The sequence below is a fragment of the Emticicia oligotrophica DSM 17448 genome (assembly GCF_000263195.1).
GTDB lineage: Bacteria > Bacteroidota > Bacteroidia > Cytophagales > Spirosomataceae > Emticicia > Emticicia oligotrophica.
In genome coordinates this window covers 4,306,779-4,330,157 of record NC_018748.1, presented here as the reverse complement: position 1 = coordinate 4,330,157, position 23,379 = coordinate 4,306,779, and the positions used below count along the sequence as shown (strand labels likewise).

Genomic DNA, 23,379 nt, shown 5'->3' with positions numbered 1-23,379 from the left:
TGGATTACCTATTAATTACGAATGAAACATATAAACTCTAGAAAAATACTCCCGTATTTATTCATTCTACTTTTCTCACTAGATATCTCTGGTCAGAATAATTTAGTCGATATTAATTCTTTTGAGTACACCAAAGGAGCATTTAAAAAAGGACATTCAGGTGCAGAAGTTATTCATATTCCTAAAGGTCAAAGACCACTTCCATCGAATTACTTAAAATGGCGTTATAGACATAGACATTTGAGAAGTTTTAAGCGAGGAGCGTCATTTTTAATTCCAGAAATAACCTTAGAAAAATTTGGTCGAGAAAAATTGGGCAGACCTGACGGTTTATTTGTAATGAGTAAAAATGAAATGGATGATTTGATTTCCAAGTCAAGTGGAAATCTTAATTATGTTGAAAATCAACTTGGAATACCCCAAAATTCATGGAAAAATTCAACAATTATAAGAATTGATATTCAAAAACCTAAAAAGCATCATTTAAGAATTCCTTCTGGCAATGAGACGGGAGCCAATGAATTATGGATTCCGGGCGGTAAACTACCTAATGGATATAGAGAATCTGTAATCGACCAAGTTCCTCAGGGTAAATACAAAGAAATAAAGTTAAACTTAAAATGATTACATTTTAAGTTTAAGTATTTTTTGTTCGATTAACTTCCAAGAAAAATAAGCTATCACAAGTGTAATAATTGATAGAACCAAAAGGTTCAGGATACTTCCTGTGTATCCTAAGCTTACCATTGTATTTACAATAGGCATGTGATAGATATAAATACCATAAGAAATATCATTTTCATGTAAAAGCTTTTTACTCAAATCAGTATAAGAAAAAGCAAATGATAATGTCAGTAAAGATAAAATAGTGTTAGCAGTGATACCCCAGATATTTATTTCGTAATTAGTATCATAATACTTTAGCCAAAACTTGAACACAAGAACAAAAGCAGCGTAAATAAGTAACCATATAAGGACTTTCTCTTTCAATATTGGAAAAATTATATCAAAGTTTTTGTAAATGATGATTCCAGTAAGAAAAAAATGAAGATAATTGATAACCGTGTTGTTAAATAATTTCTCATAAACAACATTTTCTGTTAATAATGGACTAATATGAACATAATATTTAACCAAAATTGATATTATGAATAAAATTGCAAGTAATAAATTGACGTAAATCTTTTTTTGGGGAATATTGATAATGTACAAAAGTATTGGTAAAACTAAATAAAATTGGAGTTCAACAGCAATACTCCATAAACTTCCATTAGGATGGCCTGTCCCCCATTGTTTTAGTGATTCACTTGCATAAAACTGAAAAAAACTAATTTGTGCAATAAACCAAGTGATAAAATCTTTTGAGCTACCGACTTTTCCGAATGAAAATAAAAGAACTGCCGTTATTATCGTACAAACCCAAAGTGCAGGAAAAATTCTTAGACTTCTATTTTTAAAGTATTGTTTTAAATTAAAATTATTTCTTTCGAGAGAATAACTAATTAAAAAACCACTAATTGTGAAAAATATGGGTACACCCGGAAAATGATATAATACGAGCAAATAATTGTAAACCTTCTCAGAAATATCAAAGTGAACAGCTCCATGCCAAATTAACACCTGAAAAGCTGCTAATAGTCTAATTAAGTCAAAATTATTGTTTCTACTTATTGTCATATACTACTTTTTTGAATCCATCATACATTTCTTGAGCAACATTTTCAGGAGAAAAACGCTTGATTATTTCTTTCGATTTTTCACCAAAAATTTTAATTTTATCTGGATTTTCAACAAATTTTTCAAATATGTTTGTTAATTCCTCTACACTATGTGGATTGAAAGTATAGCCATTTTGATTTTCAATAACCACATCGAAAGCCGACCCACACTTGTTAGAAACAATTACTGGCAAACCACAAGCCATTGCTTCATTTACAACTAGGCCCCAAGGTTCAGAATAACTTGGTAGTACAAAAACATCAGCCAAAGCCAATATTTTCGGAACATCGTACCAAGGTTGTCCGGCAATAAATTTTACACCTTCTAATTGATTATCAGACGCATATTTCTTTAATTTCTCCTCTTCACTACCATCGCCCAAAATAATCAATCCCCAGTCGGAGTTTGCCAAAGGTTTGTAGGCAGCCAATAAATTATCTAGGTTTTTTATTTCAATCAGTCTACCAACATATACAAAATTATACTTTTTTAGTTGATAGGATTTCTTTACCTCTTGGCGAGTTTGCAGAGCTTCTGTGTGCACTTTTTCAATTCTTACATTATCTACAGAATTATTTTCCACTAGAATATGTTCGGGTTTCATACCCAATTTTAAAATATATTCGGCAGATTTTGTACCATAACAGAAGAAACCTTGTGCTTGAGATACAACAAATCTTTTGAGTGATTCTCTCCACCATACATTTGGGTTGTCGCTTTCGGTAGAATCAGATGAAATGACAATTTTAATACCCTTTAATTTACAGTAAAAAAGAACAATATTCATGGCTGGCTCATAATAGCCGGGTAAGTTTATAACATCAGGCTTAAACTTGTTTACCCAAAAGAGTGATTTCTTTACCCTTTGCCAAACTGTTGTATTTTCATAGAAGTCTTCAAACAAAATTTGAACATTATATTGATGAATACTATAATCAATACTACCAATTTTAGACCTAGTAAATTCATTAAGAGCTGTTTGAAGAACCAAAAGCTCATCATTTGGATTTTTGTCAACTACTTTTTGAAGTTCTGTGTAAATTTTAGCCTTATAATGAGCCCAGAAAAACTGGTGAATGATGAGCATTTTCATGCGTGAAATATTTATAAAATGAAAATAATTCAAGTCTTAAAACTGAAAAATTATACATTTATTGAATTTGATGAATAAAATGATTTTTGAAACGTTATTAGAAAGTGTTAAAGAGCTTATCTTTTCCATTTTCTAATATTCAATCTTGATTTGTACAATTTTGATAAATTTTATCAAAAAAATGGTCACAAATTTAGTAAAATTTAATTCATAGACGATTAAAATTGTTCTCTTTTCGAAGCTAAGTTTAAATTAAGTATATTTGTACAAAAAATATTTGTATGTTTATTTACCTTGATTGGTTATTCTTAAAATTCAATAAATATAGACAAAGTTTAGGATTAAGTTTTTTCTTTGGTGGATTACCGATAGTTTACTACCTAAGAGATGGTTTAAAATTAGCACCAGGAAGCTCGGCATTCACTGCGGGGTTTACTATTTTAAGTTTGCTAATCGCTTTTCCACTGAACCCAAAAAAACTTTATCAAACCAATACAATTGGCTATTTAATGTGCATTTTATATGCCGTGATGGCCTTATTGTATTTAGCAACTTATGCCCCTAATAGAGGATGGTTCACAAATACGCCCGTTGAAGTGGCCAACCAAATAGTATTTTTAATGGGGTTATTTATCTTCGCTGGGGTTTCAATTAACGACCTAAAATCTACATTTTTATACTTTACGTTATTCTTTTGTACTTTAGGGGGCTTGAGTCTCTTATATTATATTGCAAGAAACCCAGCCTACATGTTTGGAATGCGAGCTGCCATTAGTTTTGGAGATGATGGTGGCATGGCTTCAATGGGGAATCCACATATTTATGCAAAAAGTGCTTACATTGGTATTATTTCAGGTGTAATACTTCTAAGAAATGAGGCAAGAATAATTTGGAGATTGGCAATTATGGCCTCCGTTTTAGTATTAATTGTTGTGGTTGGCTTATGTCAAGCAATGGCAATGGTATTAGTAACAGGTATTTTCTTCTTTCTATATGTTGTTACCCACATTAAACTTCAAAATATCTACAAAGGCCTAAAATGGCTAATGGGCTGGCAAGGTTTATTAATATTTTTTATACTCCTTTATTTTGGATTTTCTTTATGGACAAACCAACATTATAAGGGATACATCATGGTAGCCTCAGATATTATCTTTGAGCGTTTGGAAAGAATTGTAACTAGCTTTTTTACCGATTCTGACGCAACTGCTAAAATCACTGCTACTGTTGATGCCTCTGCTTCGACAAGGGTTGTAAACATCACAAATGTTTTCAAAAATCTAGATAAAAACATTGAAAATGGAAATTTATTCCCCATATTTTTTGGTCATGGTTACCAAGAATTTTACGTGGACTCTCCATTTATTGAAATGTTTCATGATTTAGGAATCGTGGGTTTTTTAATTTTCCTAACTCTTCATTTAATTATCCTTAAATGGATTTGGAAAGAAATTTTCAATCCGACATGTGATTTCACACTCATGCTTTCTTACTTTTTCTTGGCAACTTTGATACAAAACTTCACCTTCGGAATGCCTTATGACTATGGAAGGTGGTGCTCAATGGCTTTTGTGGCAAGATTCGCCCTTGAATACAAAAAAGTACCCAAATACAACCACACAATTTTGACTAATCAAATCAAAGCTTAGGCATGGTTATTAAAAATAGCTTGATAGTAGAAAAACTTGAAACAAATAAAAAAGTAATCTTCCTTGGTTTGCTGGTCATTTTTTTGTGTCAATTATCATTCTGCTTTTTAGAAATAAAGAATTTTACTGAACCACTAACTGAAAACTCAGGAACTGATGTTGAGCAATGGGAAAATATGAGTTATTACCTTGCCGAACACTTATTCTTTAAGCCCTATCCACAACTAAACTTAACGAATAATGACTACTTCTACCCTTATGGAGGCACACACGTCTTCCAAGGTTGGTTTTTAGAAGGTAATTATTTCTACGCTTTTTTTTACAATAATTTTGGGAATGGTCCTTGGCTAAATTATTATTATGCTCTCAGCATCTTATTTGCAGCCCTAAGCATTTTCTTTTTGGTTGGATATTATTGGGATTTCAAAAAAAGCCTTTTGGTGTCAATTTTGGTTACTTACTTAAATTTTCATGCAATTAATCGTTATCCGCATCACTTGGCTTATTGTATAATTCACTGGACAACCATTAGTATTTTTCTTGACTATATTATCTTCAAAAAATTCATCAATAAAGAACCCATTAGCACACGTTTACTGATATTCAAAGTAATGATTATGTGTTTAGCACTTGGGCAAGATTTATCTTACATTTTGGGATTTTCTTTAAGTTCATTTTTCTTTGTTGCCATTACTATTCTTGGCTATTGTATAAAAAAGGATTATCGAGCTTATTTTATTGATGTTTTAAAAAAAGGTGTAAAAGATTTTAATAAAAATATGTTCATAAATGCAAGTATGATACTTGTATCTTTCATTGCATTATTCTTTTATTTACCGATTATTATTCAGGTTTTTACAACAATAAGAAAATTTCATTTTGATAATCCTTTTTCAGGAGGACATGGTTGGAATTTGCCACTTAGAATCTTTCTACCCTATTTCCCTAACTTTAGTGCCCTAAATAATCCATTTCAAGGTCTATTTAACGATATGCCTGAAGGTATGGGTTCTATGAGTCCGGGGATATTTTGTTTGTTGATTGGCCTATTTGGTTACTTATTTTCAAAGAAAAAAGAAAGGCTTCTCATATTACCTTTTGCCATATTTTTTTTACTTTCAATCATTAATCATCCAATAAACATACCTACATTACAATGGTTACCTTGGTGCATGCTTTATCGCATTCCCTCAAGATTTACGATGATTATTCCATTTTTTTGCAGTTTTCTATTGTTAGGTGCAGACTTAAAAAAAAATCAAATAAAGAAACATATATATTGGATTGGTTTACTAACTATCATTGGCTTTTTAGAAGTCTTTACAGTTTACAAAGCAAGATTTGAAAGACCAATCTATCATTTTGATAGTAATTTTAATGCATATATGAATTATGTAAAAAAATTACCGGGTGAAGCTGTACTCGATTGGCCCTTTTGTGTGATTGGTGGAAATGGTATTGGTAATGATGAAGGACTTTGCCCGATTTACAACAAAACTAGCGGGGTACATGCATTGAAAAGATTTCACCACAAAAAAGTAATTGGGTATTATTTCGGAAGACTACATCCAACATTGATAAAACCATTTGTAGATGCAGGTTGGGGCAAAATGTCTGTTCCCGATAATAAAATTTGGAATCAATCTACTAAAATTACCAATAAATTCACGCCGGAACAATGGTCATTTTTTACACAATTCTATCAATTTAATGACTTTGCTGGAATAAATTTATATATTGACCTTATACCAGAATCTGAAAAGGAAGAGTTTTATAAGAGATTTGGTAAGCCTGTTATGCAGACAACTGTACCGATAGCTGGGAGGGTGGTATTTCTAAAGAAACCTCAAGAATGGTTTATAAAAGAAGATACGATTAAGGGTAAACAATTAAAATTTCAGTGCGACTGTAAAAAAAACTAAGTCCTTTGAATTTTATTTACTTGATTTGATTTTTAAAGTTACTCCAGGAAGTACAATGGTACTTGTTAGACTATTCCATAACCACAACTCACTAACTTCTACTCGATAGTTTGTGGCAATTTTAAAAAGAGTTTCCCCTTTTTTTACAATATGTTTTTTAAAGAGTTTTTCGTCCTCGAAGTCTGCTTTTTGAGGGGCTAAATTAGGTTTAATTGATGTATTCTTTCTACTTTCATCAAGTTCTTCATTAGTGCTGGCTGTTTTATTTTCAGAAACCTTGGGCAAAGATACACTTTTCAGATTTTCTTTCTTAAATTCCTTTGTTGAAGGAATCTTAGTATTCTCTGTTTCCTTGTTAGTTAGAGTTTTTGTAACTTCGGTTGGCAATATTGTTTTTTCTTGAAATTCTTCAATTGTATTGTTTTCTTCTTTAGACAGGTTTGGAGTAACAATATCTTTTTCTGAATTTTTTATTTCAACAACTAAATTTTCTAAAACTTCGCTATTTTCTTCAGGCATTTCAATATACTCCACTGGTTTATTTTTTGGTCTTGTAGTTTGCAACCAAATTACCCTTCCCCTTTGTAACTTTTGAATTGTTTCAAATCTATTGTAGTCTAATAAATTTGCTAATTTAACTCCATACATCTGAGAAATATCCCATAATGTTTCTCCTTCTCTTACCACATGAAAAGGAACACTTGCCTTACCAGCCTTGGATTGAATATAATATACTTGACCAACTCTCAGTGGTTCCGTTTCTTTTATATCATTGTACTCTAAGAATTTTTCAATCGAAATACCTGCTTTATAAGCCATCGTTACCGGAATATCACACATATCAGCTTGAAGTCCTGCGATGTCGTTGATTACATAGAAGACCCCTCCTTTATTTCTGGTTTTGATATTATTTTCCTCTCTCTTCAAGATGGGAAAGCCGAGGTCTTTGGCGGGTAAACCAATTTTTCCAGTTAATTCAGCTAATGTTCTTACTTCTGTGTACCTACTCGAAGGCACTACAACCAACACGTTACAATCTGTATCAGGTACTTTGTCAGTATTCAACCATTTATTGTATTCGAGAAGTGTCTCTGGCTCTACTTTTAAATCCAAAGAAATTTTATTTAAAGTCTTTCCTTTGCTGTAAGGATATTCATAAATAATTTTTGGGTCTGTTGGTTTATAAGCAGGAAATTCCCTTTCAATAGCTAATTTATATGCCAAAAACTGCAAAATTGCGGAATAAGCTGGACTATCAAGCACTACAAATGAATTTTCAGCCCATTTTTTATTGACTTCCAGCATGGATAGAACTTTTTTGTCAGCAAGATGGGAGAATAGTGTAGCACCCCAATTCCTGTATAGCACTTGATTTCGTTTAATACACAATGCCGCACCTTTTGTAGAAGCAATTAAATGTTTTCTTTCATCTAATCTCTCATTAACGAGTAAATCAACATCGCTTGCTTTAGCCTTATCTAAGCACCAAAAAACACTTGACTCTAGTAAAGTCGTTTTTTCAACTGTTGATTGAAATTTGTTGTAAACCATTAAAAACTTGAAGTCAACTGGCACTTCGCTTTCTTTCAAAATGGGTTCTACAACAGGTAAAAATAGATTAAACTTATCAAGATTTTGGTGTAGCTGAATTTTATCATTTCTGATTTTCTCAAATTCTGTTTCCACAAGGTATTTAGTAACTTCAGTCAGTTGGAAAGTTACATTAGCAAACTTTATCTCGTATGGAATACTTGGGGCATTATCAGGAGTATTGTGAGCAAAGCAAAAAACTCTTCCCAAGTAAACCATCAGGAATAAAAGAGTTCGTGAATATTTGAAAGCACGTAAGTCCATCTTTAATTCTCAAATACTAATCAGAGAAGATCATAGTTTTTTGATGTACTTCTCTTATTAGATTGTGGCTATTTTTACTTTTTGGGTACGAGTTTGTATTTATTATACTGACAAATTAGGGAAGCATACTTTATTTTGATTCAAAGTTATGAGTTGAGTTTTTAATTTCCAAATTATAAAAGATATTTTTTTTCATAATTTTCGTATTTTTAATTTTTTCAAAAATAAATGAAAACAACAATTTGTTAGGTATTCTAGAATGAAAAAAAATTGACTTTAGTTAAAAAATATATTTAAACTAAAGTCAATTTTTATAGTAATAGATATCTATTAGTTAACACTAACGGAGTCTTTCTAAAGGGCAATGATTAATATTTCTTTCAAAATTAAAAAGAATAATTATTTCAAATCAATCAAAAACTACTTTCTCCACTTTTTGTATTGATTAATCAATGCATTAGTTGAACTATCATGGCTTTCAATTGCTTCATTTTCCGTCAATTCTGGATAGATTTTATTCGCTAATTGTTTACCTAATTCAACCCCCCACTGGTCAAAACTAAATACATTCCAAATAATACCTTGTACAAAAATTTTATGTTCGTACATTGCTATTAAGCTTCCCAACACTTTTGGTGTTACTTTTTTGACTAATATTGAGTTTGTTGGACGATTTCCTTCAAAAACTTTAAATGGAGCAATTTTTTCAATCTCTTCTTTCGATTTGCCAGTTAATTCAGCATCAACTTCTTCACGAGTTTTTCCATTCATTAAAGCCTCTGTTTGAGCAAAAAAGTTTGACAAAAGCATTTTATGATGTTCACCAAGTGGATTATGCGAAACTGCAGGAGCAATAAAATCTGCTGGAATTAATTTAGTACCTTGGTGAATTAGCTGGTAAAAAGCATGTTGGCCATTTGTACCTGGCTCACCCCAAATAATTGGTCCTGTTTGATAATTTACCTTATTGCCACTTCTATCAATATACTTACCATTAGATTCCATATCACCTTGTTGGAAATAAGCGGCAAAACGATGAAGGTATTGGTCGTATGGTAATATTGCCTGTGACTCGGCTCCATAAAAATTATTGTACCAAACCCCCAAAAGTGCTAAAATAACAGGAATATTCTTATCAAATTTTGTTGTGCGGAAATGATTATCCATCTCATGGGCACCTAATAATAATTGTTCGAAATTTTCGAAACCGATTGTACAAGCAATTGATAAACCAATAGCAGACCAAAGCGAGTACCTTCCTCCTACCCAATCCCAAAAACCAAACATATTCGCTGGGTCAATACCAAATTTTTCAACTTCTTTTTGGTTGGTAGAAATTGCAACAAAATGTTTCTTAACAAATTCAGCGTCTATGGCAGAAGCTAAAAACCAATTACGTGCAGAATGAGCATTAGCCATTGTTTCTTGAGTTGTGAAAGTTTTTGAGGCAATCATGAATAAAGTAGTTTCAGGATTAACTTTCTTCAACGTTTCTGCGATGTGAGTACCATCTACATTTGAAACGAAATGAATATTGATATTCTTTTTCTTATAAGGCTTTAAAGCTTCTGTTACCATAACTGGCCCCAAATCTGAACCACCAATTCCTATATTTACAATATCGGTAATTGATTTATTTGTATATCCTTTCCAAGAGCCTGAAATTAACTTTCCAGAAAACTCCTTCATTTTATCTAAAACCTCATTTACATCTGGCATCACATCTTTGCCATCAACCAAAATGGGGGCATTAGAACGGTTTCTTAAAGCAATATGTAATACTGAGCGATTTTCTGTCTGGTTAATCTTTTCACCTGTAAACATTTGTTCAATGGCATTTCCTAATTGGCACTCATTTGCCAATTCAGCTAAATAAGCCATTGTTCGTTTATTGATATTATTTTTAGAATAGTCTAACAAAATATCATTGAATTTGATAGAAAATTTCTTAAAACGATTTTTATCTTCCGCAAAAAGTTCTTTTAAATGCTTTTTGCTCATTGTTTTATGGTGAGCTTTGAGTTTCTTAAAAGCAGGAGTCTGAGTAAAATTGATTGAGTTAAGCATGCTTTAGTTGTTACTTTAAATTAGTAATTTAATTCTTTAATGAAATCAAAACTCTAAAGTTCGACTTTCATCGAGCGTTAATTCTTGATATTTAATGAGTCGATTTTATACAAATGTCTTCTAAGTGACTCTTTGATGCTACAAATACATTAAAATCTACATTACCACTGATTCCATCAACAGTGCCATCGGTACTATGCTGCCAAAACATTAGTTTACTATCAGAGTAACCTTCTAATTTTTGGCTTTGATAGTCAGCAATCCATAGTGGATACGAATCGAAATTTCCTTTAATATATTGTCTGTAGATATGTCCATTAGTGTAAATTATTGGCTTTACACCGTAATGGTTTTCTATGAGATTGATGAAGGTTTTTACATTTTCAAGAAGTTTGGCTCTTACACGCTTACTTGAACCTTGAACTTCAAAGTCAAGTACAGGCACAAAATCTCCTTCTTTTAAATTTACGGATTCAATAAAATTCTGAGCTTGTTCCACAGGATTAGCACTTGGTACATAAAAATGATACGCTCCACGAATAAGTCCCGTTTTTTTGGCTTCTCGCCAATTTTTACTAAAATCTTGGTCTTTTAAATCTTCTCCTTCAGTGGCCTTTATAAAGCAAAAACTTATTTCTACATTATCGTCAGTGCTGTGCTTCACTTTATGCCAATCTATTTCATTATTATGATGAGAAACATCTATTCCATGAATGGTATAACGAAGCGGCAATTTTATTCCAAAGCTTTCAATATAAGTCCACTTTTGTCCATCACTCACATATACAGGATATAATGTGATAAGAGAAATAACGATTAAAATATAAACTCCTCTAATTGAAAAAATTTGATTCAAGACCCTTCTCCCCAAATTATCTTTTTTTTTCTTTCTCATTTACTTAATAGCAGTATTATCCTATCAATGTAGATGATTTAAATTTTATTGTGCAAAAGTACTTAAAAAGCACTTGAATCAAAACCCAATTGAGTGAAAACTGCTAAATTCAAAAAAAAAGTCAATCCATTGTAGATACAATGAATTGACATTAGAATCATTTCTAATAAAATATTATTTATTAGGTTGTGGAGTATAGCGTAAATAAGGCTTCACAACATTTACACCTTTAGGGAATTTTGCAATTGCGTCTTCAGTTGAAACTGCTGGTACAACAATTGTATCTTCACCATCTTTCCAGTCGGCTGGGGTAGCAACTTGGAAATTCGATGTAAGCTGTAAAGAATCAATTACTCTTAATAATTCATTAAAATTACGACCAGTAGATGCTGGATAAGTTAAGGTCAATTTCACCTTCTTATCTGGACCTATAATAAATACCGAACGAACAGTTGCTTTTTCTGATGCATTCGGATGAATCATATCATAAAGGGTAGCTACATTCTTATCAGCATCAGCGATGATAGGGAAGTTTACCGTCACGCCGTTTACTTCTTCAATATCTGGAACCCATTTGTTGTGAGAATCCAAATCATCTACCGAAACAGCGATAACCTTTACACCTCTTTTAGCAAAATCATCTTTTAATAATGCAGTTTTGCCAAGCTCAGTAGTACATACGGGCGTGAAATCGGCTGGGTGCGAAAACAACATACCCCAAGAATTACCTAACCATTCATGAAAATTGATTTTACCCTGTGTGGTTTCTGCGGTAAAATCTGGTGCGATATCTCCTAATCTCAATGACATAGTTTTGATTGTTTTAATTAAAAAAGAATATTAATCTACTTTTTTAGTAGAGAAGGTTTGTAAACCTATTTAAGTTCACAAATTTAAAGTTTTTTTTTTCTTAGCAAAACGAACGGCTTTCTAACGCTATCATATTTTTTTTGAATTGGTTTAGATACTGTTTGTAGTTATTGAGGCTTATGTTATATCTTTGGAGTAGTGAAACAAAACAAACTAAAAATGCTCACTTGCACAGATTTAAGTTTTTCATACGACAGTCAGAAATCTTTCAGTTTTCCATCTTTTAGCTGCGAAAAGGGAGAACCTTTACTTATACTTGGGAAATCAGGAACAGGCAAAACAACTTTATTACATTTATTAGCACTTTTATTAAAACCTACAAAAGGTTCAATAAAAATAAATGGACATGAACTCGCTTCACTGACTCCCAAAGAAGCAACTCAAATGCGTGCAAACCATGTAGGTATTATCTACCAAAAACCTCATTTTGTAAGCTCACTTAATGTACTCGATAATTTATTGCTGGCTAATTATTTGGCCGACCAAAAGCAATCTATTGAGCAAGCACAAAAACTTTCCGATAATTTAGGTATTAGTAATTTATTAGATAAAAAAACCAATTTACTGAGTGGCGGAGAACAACAAAGAGTGAGTATTGCAAGAGCTTTAATGAATAACCCAGATGTGATACTTGCTGATGAACCCACATCCAATCTTGATGATGAAAACTGCGATAAAGTAATTCTATTACTTGAAAATCAATCAAAAAATATTGGTGCAGCCTTGGTTATTGTTACGCACGACCAAAGACTTAAAGATAACTTCAAAAACATCATCACACTTTAGTTTTCAATCAAAAACCAAAATTCAACAATGTTATTAAAAATAAGTTGGAAAAATATTCTTGACAAAAAATTAAACAGTTTTTTGTGCGTATTGTTGATGACCTTGGGCATTGCAATGATTTCATTATTAATGCTTTTAGGGAAACAATTACAAGATAAATTTGCCAAAAATATTAGTGGAATAGATTTAGTTGTAGGTGCCAAAGGAAGCCCTTTACAATTAATATTATCATCTGTTTATCAAATTGATAATCCAACTGGGAATGTTTATTTAGATGATGTGCAAAATATTGCACAAAATCCAATGGTTAAAGAAATGATTCCCCTTTCAATGGGTGATAATTACCAAGGGTACAGAATTTTAGGAACTAATAAAAAGTATTTTGAACATTTTAAGACTCAGTTGATTGATGGAAAAATGTTCAAAGGAAATTTAGAAGTAGTGTTAGGTGCCCAAACTGCCCAAAATACCGGATTAAAGATTGGAGATACCTTCGCAAGCTCGCATGGATTAGATGCAGCAGGCGAAAAACATGGAGAAAAAAATTACAAGGTTGTAGGTATATTAGATTTTAATAATTCGGTCGTTGATAACTTAATTTTAACAAGCTTAAATAGTGTTTGGAGTATTCATGACCATGCAGAAGGAGAACAGCACGAAGCCGAAGCTGATAGTACGGTAAAAAGAGAAATTACGAGTGCAATTATAAAATTTCGTTCTCCAATGGGTATGATGACAATGCCTAGAAATATTAATCAAAATTCAAAGCTACAAGCAGCCGTTCCTGCTATTGAAGTGAATCGTTTGTTTGAATTATTGGGTATCGGAATTGAGGGTTTGCAGTTTTTAGCAGCAGTAATTATGTTAATTTCTGGCATTAGTGTTTTTGTTTCCTTATATAATTCATTAAAAGAAAGAAAATACGAAATGGCTCTTATGCTTTCGATGGGGGCAAGTAGAACTCGTTTATTTCTAATGTTGTTATTAGAGGGTATTATCTTATCTTTGCTTGGTTTTATTGCAGGTATCGTTTTAAGCAGAACAGGTATTTACTTTATTTCTAAGGCATTAAGTCAAAAATTCCACTTTGATGTGAGTCAGTTTACTTTACAAACGGGTGAGGTTTATTTACTGATTGGGGCTTTATTTGTTGGAATTTTTGCCGCAGCTTTACCTTCAATTGGAATTTACAGAATTAATATTTCTAAAACTTTAGCAAGCGAATAATTCAAAACTTTATATTTTTGTTTCATCAACCTTTAAAACAATGAAAACATTTTCAAGAAGAGTAATATTAGGTCTTTTAGCCGTTTCTTTATTCTCATTTACATTTGCAGACGAACCAACAAAAATTACTTGGGAAACATTAAGAGATGTAACCTTCAAAAAGAAATGGAGTGCTGAAGAATCGATGTTTATCCTCTACCCTACTTTTGGAACAAAAGTTACTAATTTAAAAGATAAAGAAGTAGTTTTAACTGGATATATGATTCCTGTTGATGTTGATGCAAATGTCTATGTACTCTCTGCAAATCCATACAGTTCTTGCTTTTTCTGTGGAGGAGCGGGCCCAGAGTCTGTAGTACAAATTAAATTTAAAAAATCAACTAAGCGATTCAATACTGATGATAGAGTAACTGTAAAAGGTACACTCAAATTGAATGCAGATGATATAAATGAACTCAACTATATCTTAGTAAATACTGATTTAGTTTTGTAAAATGCTTTATAGGTGTATTTTTGCACAAATTTTAGGGCGTTAGATGTATAATCTAACGCTTTTTTATTGAATAATTTTACCTTTGATTTCGTTTGGTAAACAGTATTTCATACTTTTGAAAAAATCTTGAATTTTGAATATTAAAATACAATGAAAAAACTACTTTTTGCCATCATTACAATTTTGCTATTAAGTGCATCTTCACAAACTTTCGCACAGTATGATTACAACTGGGCTGCTGGTTTTCGTGTAGGAGAGCCTCTCGGTTTTAATTTAAGAAAATATTTTCAAAACGGAGACAAAGCATTTGATGTAAATGTGGGCACTTATGGTTTTATCTATAATCGCCAAAGAAGTTATAATGGCGGAGAATATAGAACTGCTGGTTTAATGGTTCAAGGCATTTATTTATGGCATTCTGAGATACTCCGACGCAGTTGGGCTCATGTTTACTATGGAGGCGGTGCACAAATTAATAATCGAACTCATTACTTTTTTTCAAGAAATGTAACTCCTCCACAGGAAATTCGCTCAAAAAAAATATCATTGGGGCCAACAGGATTAGCTGGTTTAGAACTAAAATTACCCAATCAACCGATTGGATTTTTCATTGATGCTGGCTTATATGTTGAAGCCTTACCTTCACCATTTTTCTTAAATCCACAAATCAGTTCAGGATTAAGACTGAATGTTATTAAGTAATCCATTTAATTACTTATTACCCATACCCATAAAATGATTGCATATCTCGACGGCAAATTGGCTTATAAAGACCCTTCATACGTTATTATTGATGTAGGCGGAGTAGGTTATCAAGTAAAAATATCCCTTCAAACTTATGCGGCACTCCATAACACTGGAGAACGCTGTAAATTACATACCTTACTCATCGTACGTGAAGATTCACATACCTTATTTGGATTTTACGATGCTGAAGAAAAAGTACTTTTTGAAGACTTAACAAGTGTTTCGGGGATTGGTCCAAGTACTGCATTAGTAATGCTTTCTTCACTTTCATCGGGAGAAATTAAACACGCCATTGTAAGTGAAGATGTAAAAACTATTCAAAGTATTAAGGGAATAGGTTTGAAAACCGCTCAAAGAGCCATTATCGAATTGAAAGATAAACTCAAGAAAGACAATTTGGTAAACAACATTACGCCAAGTATTTTTGAGCCAGCCAATGCTAAAATTCGAAGTGAATCGTTGGCAGCCTTAGTTATGCTTGGTATTCCTAGAGCAACTGCAGAAAAAAGTATTGATGCAATTCTGAAACGTGAAGGAAATGATATTACTGTTGAGCAACTTATAAAATTGGCTCTTCGATGATCAATCAATCAATGGTAAGTCAAAATTTTGCAATTGAGGTTTATTAAACGGTACTTCAAATTCTTTATACTAAAAAAACATACTAATTTTACTATTATCATAGACTATTGGCAAGGTTTTAGTCGTTTAGTCAATGATACTCCTATTGAATTTTCCTAAATACTGTATGTTCAGACAGCTATTAAAATTAAATTGTGTTACTTTCATACTATTTTTTTATTTCTTGAGCCTTCTATGTGTACAAACTACACAAGCTCAAAATCGTAAAAAAATTAATACTTCTATTGAAAAAAGCAATGCCGACTCGCTTGCTGTTCCTGTGCTTGATACTGCAATTGTACGTTCAGGAAGCAAACCGAATTATCGTTGGCAAGACCGTTATTTGAACCGTTATGCCGCTAAAATTCCACAATCACCTTTTTATCAAAGAGACCCCAAAAACGTCATAACTGATTTTAGTCTTTCTCCTAATTCAAAGGAAATTTCGATCACTGAAAAAATAGGAAAAAAGCTTGATTACAAAATTCCTCAAACACTTACATTCAATGAGTATTCAAGTATTCAAAATGCAAATGTTAGAAGAAGTATTTTACGAGATTATGAAAATCTACAAGATGGAAAAAGTGCAGTTAGTGGTCGTGGTTTAAGACCATTACTTGAGAAAAACCCAGTAGTTGACAGAATTTTTGGTGGAAGTTTGCCCGATTTAAAACCAAATGGATTTGTAACACTTGATTTTCAACTAATCAGACAATTTATTGATAATCCTTTTTTGCCTCTCATTCAACGAAAGCAAACACTTTTCAATTTCAATGAGCAAATTAATATCAATTTTAATGGCAAAATTGGGGATAAATTAGGGGTACTAACAAATTTAGATACCAAAGCAGCCTTTAATTTTGAAAATCAGTTAAAATTAAATTTCAAAAATCAACCAGAAGACATTCTTCAAAAAGTTGAAGGCGGTAATATAAGTATGCCTGTTAAGAGTCAATTAATTCCTGGAGTTCAGAACCTAATGGGTGTCAAAGCAGGGTTTAAATTAGGAAAACTTGATATTACGGCGGTTGTTGCTCAACAACGTTCTAGAACCGAATCAATTGTGCTCAATGGTGGCACTCAGAATAGAACATTTGAAATCCGTTCTGATTATTATGACGAAAACAGGCACTTCTTCATTGGACAATTTTTTAGAGATAATTACGAGAAATCACTCAGAAACTTACCATTAGTACTTTCAGGTGTAAAAATAACCCGCTTGGAAGTTTATGTAACCAATCGCACCAATTCTATCGAAAGCATGCGAAACCTCACTGCTTTTACGGATTTAGGTGAATTACCTGATGCAAACGGAAAATATAATGTAATTGGAAATGATGCTACGCCACTTTATGACAAGCTAAATAAAAATCCGAATTTTAGAAGAGTCGATGATAGTACAGGAACGCTTGCTAATATGGGTTTAAAAAAAGGAATTGATTATGAAGTACTTCGTGGAGCGAAAAGATTGACAGAAAGAGAGTTCAAGTATAATTCAGAATTAGGCTATATTTCATTAGTTACGCCACTTAGAAACGATGAGATTTTAGCAGTTGCCTACGAATATACCTACAATGGAAGAACCTATAAAGTTGGAGAACTAACCGAAGATTATTCTTCTCGCAGGGAAGATGAAGTTATCGTATTAAAACTCATTAAATCCTCAACTATTCGTAATCGTACAAATAGTCCTATGTGGAATTTAATGATGAAAAATATATATTCATTAGGAACTCCGGGAATTGGAAAACAAGGTTTTCAACTAAGAATCATTTATAAAGATGACCGTACTGGAATGGATACGCCAAATTTACAAGAAGGGCGTAAACTTCAAAATATTCCTCTAATTAGGATAATGAATCTGGACAGATTGAATCCTAATAATGACCCACAACTTCCTGATGGTGATGGTAATTTTGACTTTGTTGAAGACATCACGATTGATACAAAAATGGGGAAATTAATTTTTCCTGTGCTCGAACCATTTGGTAGTACACTTGCAGCCAAATTTGATTTAGATGAGCAAGCCTTGAAAGACAAGTATGTTTTCAATGAGCTTTATCGAACCACAATGACTGATGCTCAACAAGTTACGACTAAAAATAAGTTTTTTATTAGAGGAAGTCTCCAAGCAAGTAATGCATCAGAAATCTCATTGCCGCTGGGAGCATCAGGCCAATCAGTTAGAATTTATGCTGGAGGAGTACAGCTACAAGAGGGTGTTGATTATACAGTTGAACCACAACTCGGAAAAATCAGAATCATCAACCAAAGTATATTGAATTCGTCTCGCCAAATTCGAATTGAATGGGAAAAGCCTGATTTGTTTAACACTCAGCGTAGAATTATGCTTGGAACGAGGTTGGATTATAATCTAAGTAAAGACATTCATATCGGGGCCACAGCTATGACCCTTCGAGAAAGTACTCCAGGGTTTTTGACAAGGGTGGCGATTGGACAAGAACCTGTCAATAATACTATCTTGGGAGTTGACTTGAATTTAAGAAAAGATTCCCGTTTCATTACAAGGATGCTCGATGCGTTGCCTTTGATTCAAACGAAAGAGATGTCATCCATTCAATTGACAGCCGAATATGCAAAACTTATTCCTGCAGTTAACGACAAGCGAATTGGTGGCAATGCCATGATTGATGATTTTGAATCAACTCGAAATATTAATGATTTAACACGTCAGCCTACACGTTGGCGTCCGGGTTCAACCCCAGAAAGATTTCAAGGAAGTGCTACCAGTTACGATTATAATTATCGTAGAGCCAAAATGTCAGTTTATACGGTTGACCAAACTACATATTTTAGTGGTGGGTTTGGTTCGGGGGCTTTACCTGAATATGTGACTACTGAAGCTAGTAATAATTTATACGAAAAAGCCTTTACCCCAAATCAAATATTTACTGGACGTTCATTACCAGCATTTAATTCATCAATTCCGCTCAACATTCTTGATATCAGCTATTTCCCATCAGAAAGAGGGCTCTACAATTATAATGCAAACCTAGATAATAATGGATATTTAGCCAATCCAAAAGAAAATTTTGGCTCGGTTATGCGTGGAATTACTGCCGATAATGACTTCGAAAATGCCAATACCGAGTATCTTACATTTTGGATGTTAAATCCATTTGTTGATGTGGTAAGAGATGGTTCCCCTAATGGAAATAAGAAAAATACAACAGGTGGTAAATTACTTTTCCATTTAGGAGATATTTCTGAAGATTTTATTCCAGATAGTAGAAATAACTTTGAAAATGGCTTACTTCCCAATGGTAGCTCAGCATCAACCCCAATAACAACTCGTTGGGGGAAGGCTCCGAGTGTCCAATTTTTAACCGATGCCTTTGATAACCAATCAGGTTCACGTGAAAAACAAGATGTGGGTTTAGACGGTTTGAGCAATGCAGAAGAAAGGGAATTTCCTCACATCAAAAGGTTTTTAGATGACATCAAAGGAAAAGTAAACTCCAACACTTATAATGAAATTGCTAAAGACCCATCGGGTGATGATTTCAAGTTTTTCATAGACGCTGATTATGATGAGCAAAAGAAAAACCTTCTTCAAAGATTTAAAAATTATTTAGGTGTTGAAAATAATTCGCCTCAAAACCAAAATCAAAACTCTAATACAGCGACACCTGCAAACTCTGTAACCCCAGACAAAGAAGATATCAATGCAGATAATACCATTAATGATGTTGAAAATTATTATGAGTACGAAATAGATTTGCGTCCAAACAAGATGGATGTTGGACAAGGTTTTATTGTTGACAAAGTAAATGTTCCAGGAACTGAAGCGACTTGGTATTTATTCAGAATTCCAGTAAAGCAATTTACTCGTAAGTATGGCGATATCAATGGTTTTAAATCCATTCGATTTATGCGTACTGTTTTGACAGATTTCGAACAACCTGTTGTGCTTAGATTTGCTTCTTTACAATTAGAATCTAATCAATACCGTGTGTATGATAAAAATCTGAGTAATGCAGGATTAACTGAGGTACCCGAACCATACGATGCTAAGTTCAAAGTAGGTGTAGTTAGTATTGAAGAAAATGGTTGCTCGGATGATGGGCAAAACTGTAATGTGAAAGAAGGAAAAACACCATACGTAGTACCTCCAGGGTTTATTCGTGACCAAGATGTGACGCAACAACAATTCAATATTAGATTCAACGAACAATCACTTTCTTTGGGTGTAACTAACCTTAGAGATGGAGATTCAAGAGCTGTTTTTAGAAATACAAGAGTAGATATGCTCAATTATAAAAGATTGAGAATGTTTATTCATGCCGAAAATGATGCCAATAATGAAAAAGAAGTCGGTGGAGCGTTTATTAGAATTGGTACCGATAATACTGAGAATTACTATGAAATAGAAATTCCACAACTAAAAATGACTCCTAAAGGCTCAACTAATGAAACCATTATTTGGCCTGATGAAAATGCCATTGATATTGACTTGAAAGAGTTAGTGGCTTTGAAAGCAGAAAGAAACCGTGTGGCAAAGAATCTTTCAGTTTTGTATTCAAAAGCTACCGAAGATAATAAGTTTAAGATTTCGGTTATGGGAAATCCTGACTTAAGTACAGTATTAACCATCATGTTGGGTGTAAGAAACTCAAAATCTGTCGATGAAGCCCCTAATACATTTTTAGTTTGGATGAATGAATTGCGTGCTTATGGATTCGACCAAAATTCAGGAGATGCTGCCCTTCTAGCTGCCAATATCAAACTAGCTGATATCGCAACTGTCACTATTAATGGCAACTATAAAGGATTCGGCTATGGAGGTGTACAAGATAAAATCTCTGAACGTGCAAGAGATACTGGCAAAGGTATTGGTATTGCCTCAAATATTGAATTAGATAAATTATTACCAGAAAAATGGGGTTTAAAAATACCTTTTTTTATCAATTTTGATAAACAAACCATTACTCCTCATTTCAATCCTCTCGACCCTGACATGACCTTAGAGATGGCCTTGGCTAATATTTCTAATCCGGCAGAAAGAGAAAGATACAGAAGATTAGTAGTTGATGATAATACAAGAAGAGGATTTAACTTCTCGAATGTTAGAAAAATCAAAACTAAAGAAGGTGCAAAATCTCATTTATATGATATCGAAAATTTCACGTTTACTTATGCCCAAAATAACATCAATAGAAGTAATATTTTAATTGATGAATATGCTTTGAATCAATATAAAGGAGGACTTAGCTATCAATTCCAACCCAAACAAATCAACTGGGAGCCTTTTAAAGCAAATAAATCCCTTGAAAGACCATTGTTCTATTGGCTAAAAGACTTCAATTTTTCCCCTTTACCAACAGTTGTTGCTTTTAGAGCCGACTTTGATAGAAGTTTTGCCAAAACTCAACTTCGAAATTCTGACTTAACTACCACTGGAATTATTCCAATGTATGAGAAATACTTTTTAATGAATCGTTTTTATGATTTACAATGGAATTTAACCAAAAGTATTCTCTTGAATTATTCAGCATCTATGAATGCTATTATAGACGAACCTCAAGGTGATTTGAATACTCAAAAGAAAATTGATTCACTTTTGACGAATTTAAGGAGATTAGGGCGTGCGAAGAACTTTAGTCAGGAAATGAGATTTACCTATCGTTTACCTCTCGATAAGTTTTTCTTATTAGACTGGATTACGGCTGATGCCAAGTATAATAATCAATTTAATTATCAGGCTGTTTCTTTAAATATTCTTGATGAATTTAATATTCCATTTGGAAATACCATAAGAAATGGAAGAGATAGAGGGGTCAGAGGAAAAGTTGACTTTGTGAAACTGTATAACAAAGCAAAATATCTACGATTCGCCAATAGCCCTACTCCTCCGAAGAAAAGGTTTACAAGAAACCCTGGTGACGATGAAAATATTGAAGTTCAATCAAGTAATTTAGCCAAAAGCTTTACTCGTCTATTGATGACAGTAAGAGGCATTGACTACGATTATTCAATTACTGAAACGTCTATTTTGCCTGGTTTTATGCCTGCTCCTAGGTTCTTTGGTTTGACGTCATTTAGTAGTGATAATGCACCTGGATTGGGTTTTGTAATGGGTCAACAAGACCCGAATTTTCAAATAAAGGCGGCCAATAATGGCTGGCTTTCAAAAACTACTGCCCAAACTCAACCGTTTACGCAAACCCGACAAATTAAATTTAGTTACCGAACAACACTTGAACCAAACAAAGATTTGAGAATTCAAATTAGTGGTAACATGAGCCGTGGAGATACCTATCAAGAATATTATACCGCAGATGCTGGGGGTGGATATAGTGCTAAAAGTCCTGTTAGAAATGGTAATTTCGGGATGTCATTCTGGGGTTTCCGCACTGCTTTCCAAAGGATGAGTACTGATAGTGGTAGCAATTACCAGTATCAAGTATTTGACAATATGCTTAAATATCGCAACCAAATGATTGAAAATCAACAATCAATTGGAGTAGAACAATATAGTAAAAACTCTCAAGATATTTTAATTCCTGCTTTCTTCGCCGCTTACAGTGGAAAAGCAGACCGTGCAAGAATTGGATTTAACCCATTTAATCCAAATAATAGACGAATCAATTTACCTCTTCCAAACTGGCGTATTGATTACAGTGGCTTAGCTAATTTAGAGCCATTCAAGAGAATATTTAGTTCAATTACCATCAATCATAGCTATACATCAAACTTTAATGTTGGTAATTTCACATCATCTCTTGAATACAATAAGACCAATATTGCTATCAACTTAGCACAAAAAGGTTATCCTTTACCTTCGTCGGATATGCTCAATTCACTTGGCCAGTTTATTCCAGTTTTTGTGATGAGTACCATTACAATTGATGAAAAATTTGCTCCATTTATTGGTGTGCAATTTGTAACTAAAAGCAAAATTTCTGGAAAATTTGAGTATAATAAAGAAAGAAGAGCATCTTTGAATTTATCCAACTCACAAATTGCTGAATATTCAAGTGATGATTTTGTATTTAACTTCGGATTTAAGAAAAATAATGTCAAATTGCCTTTACGTGGTAGAGACGGAAAAATTATTACTCTTAAAAATGATTTGAATTTACAATTCAACTTGACTTTGAGAGATATTAAAGGAATCCAGAGGAGGTTAGATGGCGACCCACAACCAACACAAGGAAATTATAATTTTCAGGTGGGTCCAAGAATTTCTTATCAAATCAACAAAAGAATCTTGATGAACTTCTACATAGACCATTTGGTTAATCGACCTTTTGTAACGAACTTCTCATATCCTAGAACAACTACAACAGGAGGACTAAATGTTAGGTTTAGTTTATCTGAATAAAATAGAAAAGGCAAATCAAATGATTTGCCTTTTCTATTTCTGATTTCAAAAGTTTTTAATCTACATTTTCAGTTTTCCAACATTTGCTGTA

General features: G+C 32.8%; 15 protein-coding genes. 9 read left to right on the top strand and 6 right to left on the bottom strand.

The window, feature by feature from the left end; translation table 11 throughout:
• The first annotated feature begins 21 nt into the window (after positions 1–21).
• Complete coding sequence (locus EMTOL_RS17955; protein WP_015030742.1) at positions 22–624, top strand: hypothetical protein; 603 nt, start codon at positions 22–24, stop codon at positions 622–624.
• Here the strand turns inward: EMTOL_RS17955 and EMTOL_RS21955 are convergent, their stop codons facing one another.
• Both EMTOL_RS21955 and EMTOL_RS17945 read right to left on the bottom strand, forming a co-directional pair.
• The gene (locus tag EMTOL_RS21955) at positions 625–1,677 is read right to left on the bottom strand and encodes an acyltransferase family protein (protein ID WP_015030741.1); all 1,053 of its coding nucleotides are present in this window, start codon (positions 1,675–1,677) and stop codon (positions 625–627) included.
• Positions 1,664–2,812, bottom strand: coding sequence for a glycosyltransferase family 4 protein (locus tag EMTOL_RS17945; protein WP_015030740.1), 1,149 nt, complete (start codon positions 2,810–2,812; stop codon positions 1,664–1,666). Before EMTOL_RS17945 ends, EMTOL_RS21955 begins: the two co-directional genes overlap by 14 nt.
• Positions 2,813–3,093: 281 nt before the next feature.
• On the opposite strand from EMTOL_RS17945, the gene EMTOL_RS17940 reads away from it, so the two are divergent.
• Both EMTOL_RS17940 and EMTOL_RS17935 read left to right on the top strand, forming a co-directional pair.
• Complete coding sequence (locus EMTOL_RS17940; protein ID WP_015030739.1) at positions 3,094–4,461, top strand: hypothetical protein; 1,368 nt, start codon at positions 3,094–3,096, stop codon at positions 4,459–4,461.
• A 617-nt stretch (positions 4,462–5,078) separates the two neighbouring features.
• On the top strand, positions 5,079–6,383 hold the full coding sequence (locus EMTOL_RS17935; protein WP_305953269.1) for a hypothetical protein: 1,305 nt from the start codon (positions 5,079–5,081) through the stop codon (positions 6,381–6,383).
• 12 nt (positions 6,384–6,395) lie between these two features.
• Here EMTOL_RS17935 and EMTOL_RS17930 read toward each other — a convergent pair whose 3' ends face one another.
• The 4 genes from EMTOL_RS17930 to EMTOL_RS17915 form a co-directional block, all read right to left on the bottom strand.
• Entirely contained in the window at positions 6,396–7,973 is a 1,578-nt protein-coding gene (locus tag EMTOL_RS17930; RefSeq protein WP_305953268.1) for a LysM peptidoglycan-binding domain-containing protein, read from the bottom strand.
• 684 nt (positions 7,974–8,657) lie between these two features.
• Entirely contained in the window at positions 8,658–10,304 is a 1,647-nt protein-coding gene (gene pgi, locus EMTOL_RS17925; RefSeq protein ID WP_015030736.1) for a glucose-6-phosphate isomerase, read from the bottom strand.
• Positions 10,305–10,395: 91 nt separating this feature from the next.
• On the bottom strand, positions 10,396–11,199 hold the full coding sequence (locus tag EMTOL_RS17920; RefSeq protein WP_015030735.1) for a glycoside hydrolase family 25 protein: 804 nt from the start codon (positions 11,197–11,199) through the stop codon (positions 10,396–10,398).
• A 174-nt stretch (positions 11,200–11,373) separates the two neighbouring features.
• Positions 11,374–12,009: a peroxiredoxin gene (locus EMTOL_RS17915; RefSeq protein ID WP_015030734.1), complete on the bottom strand. Its 636-nt coding sequence runs from the start codon at positions 12,007–12,009 to the stop codon at positions 11,374–11,376.
• Between the two features lie 219 nt (positions 12,010–12,228).
• On the opposite strand from EMTOL_RS17915, the gene EMTOL_RS17910 reads away from it, so the two are divergent.
• The 6 genes from EMTOL_RS17910 (at position 12,229) to sov (ending at position 23,288) form a co-directional block, all read left to right on the top strand.
• A complete protein-coding gene (locus EMTOL_RS17910) occupies positions 12,229–12,855 on the top strand; it encodes an ABC transporter ATP-binding protein (protein WP_015030733.1) in 627 nt (208 codons plus the stop codon).
• A gap of 27 nt (positions 12,856–12,882) precedes the next feature.
• Positions 12,883–14,082, top strand: a complete 1,200-nt coding sequence (locus EMTOL_RS17905) for an ABC transporter permease (RefSeq protein WP_015030732.1) — start codon at positions 12,883–12,885, stop codon at positions 14,080–14,082.
• Between the two features lie 40 nt (positions 14,083–14,122).
• Positions 14,123–14,575: a DUF3299 domain-containing protein gene (locus EMTOL_RS17900; protein ID WP_015030731.1), complete on the top strand. Its 453-nt coding sequence runs from the start codon at positions 14,123–14,125 to the stop codon at positions 14,573–14,575.
• Between the two features lie 150 nt (positions 14,576–14,725).
• Complete coding sequence (locus EMTOL_RS17895) at positions 14,726–15,277, top strand: hypothetical protein (RefSeq protein WP_015030730.1); 552 nt, start codon at positions 14,726–14,728, stop codon at positions 15,275–15,277.
• 33 nt (positions 15,278–15,310) lie between these two features.
• On the top strand, positions 15,311–15,904 hold the full coding sequence (gene ruvA / locus EMTOL_RS17890) for a Holliday junction branch migration protein RuvA (RefSeq protein WP_015030729.1): 594 nt from the start codon (positions 15,311–15,313) through the stop codon (positions 15,902–15,904).
• A gap of 223 nt (positions 15,905–16,127) precedes the next feature.
• A complete protein-coding gene (gene sov, locus EMTOL_RS17885) occupies positions 16,128–23,288 on the top strand; it encodes a T9SS outer membrane translocon Sov/SprA (protein WP_305953267.1) in 7,161 nt (2,386 codons plus the stop codon).
• The last annotated feature ends 91 nt before the right edge of the window (positions 23,289–23,379 follow it).

Coding starts and splice junctions, on each gene's coding strand:
- EMTOL_RS17955 (WP_015030742.1), top strand. CDS start 22: ATGAAACATATAAACTCTAGAAAAATACTCCCGTATTTATTCATTCTA.
- EMTOL_RS21955 (WP_015030741.1), bottom strand. CDS start 1,677: ATGACAATAAGTAGAAACAATAATTTTGACTTAATTAGACTATTAGCA.
- EMTOL_RS17945 (WP_015030740.1), bottom strand. CDS start 2,812: ATGAAAATGCTCATCATTCACCAGTTTTTCTGGGCTCATTATAAGGCT.
- EMTOL_RS17940 (WP_015030739.1), top strand. CDS start 3,094: ATGTTTATTTACCTTGATTGGTTATTCTTAAAATTCAATAAATATAGA.
- EMTOL_RS17935 (WP_305953269.1), top strand. CDS start 5,079: ATGTGTTTAGCACTTGGGCAAGATTTATCTTACATTTTGGGATTTTCT.
- pgi (WP_015030736.1), bottom strand. CDS start 10,304: ATGCTTAACTCAATCAATTTTACTCAGACTCCTGCTTTTAAGAAACTC.
- EMTOL_RS17920 (WP_015030735.1), bottom strand. CDS start 11,199: ATGAGAAAGAAAAAAAAAGATAATTTGGGGAGAAGGGTCTTGAATCAA.
- EMTOL_RS17915 (WP_015030734.1), bottom strand. CDS start 12,009: ATGTCATTGAGATTAGGAGATATCGCACCAGATTTTACCGCAGAAACC.
- EMTOL_RS17910 (WP_015030733.1), top strand. CDS start 12,229: ATGCTCACTTGCACAGATTTAAGTTTTTCATACGACAGTCAGAAATCT.
- EMTOL_RS17905 (WP_015030732.1), top strand. CDS start 12,883: ATGTTATTAAAAATAAGTTGGAAAAATATTCTTGACAAAAAATTAAAC.
- EMTOL_RS17900 (WP_015030731.1), top strand. CDS start 14,123: ATGAAAACATTTTCAAGAAGAGTAATATTAGGTCTTTTAGCCGTTTCT.
- EMTOL_RS17895 (WP_015030730.1), top strand. CDS start 14,726: ATGAAAAAACTACTTTTTGCCATCATTACAATTTTGCTATTAAGTGCA.
- ruvA (WP_015030729.1), top strand. CDS start 15,311: ATGATTGCATATCTCGACGGCAAATTGGCTTATAAAGACCCTTCATAC.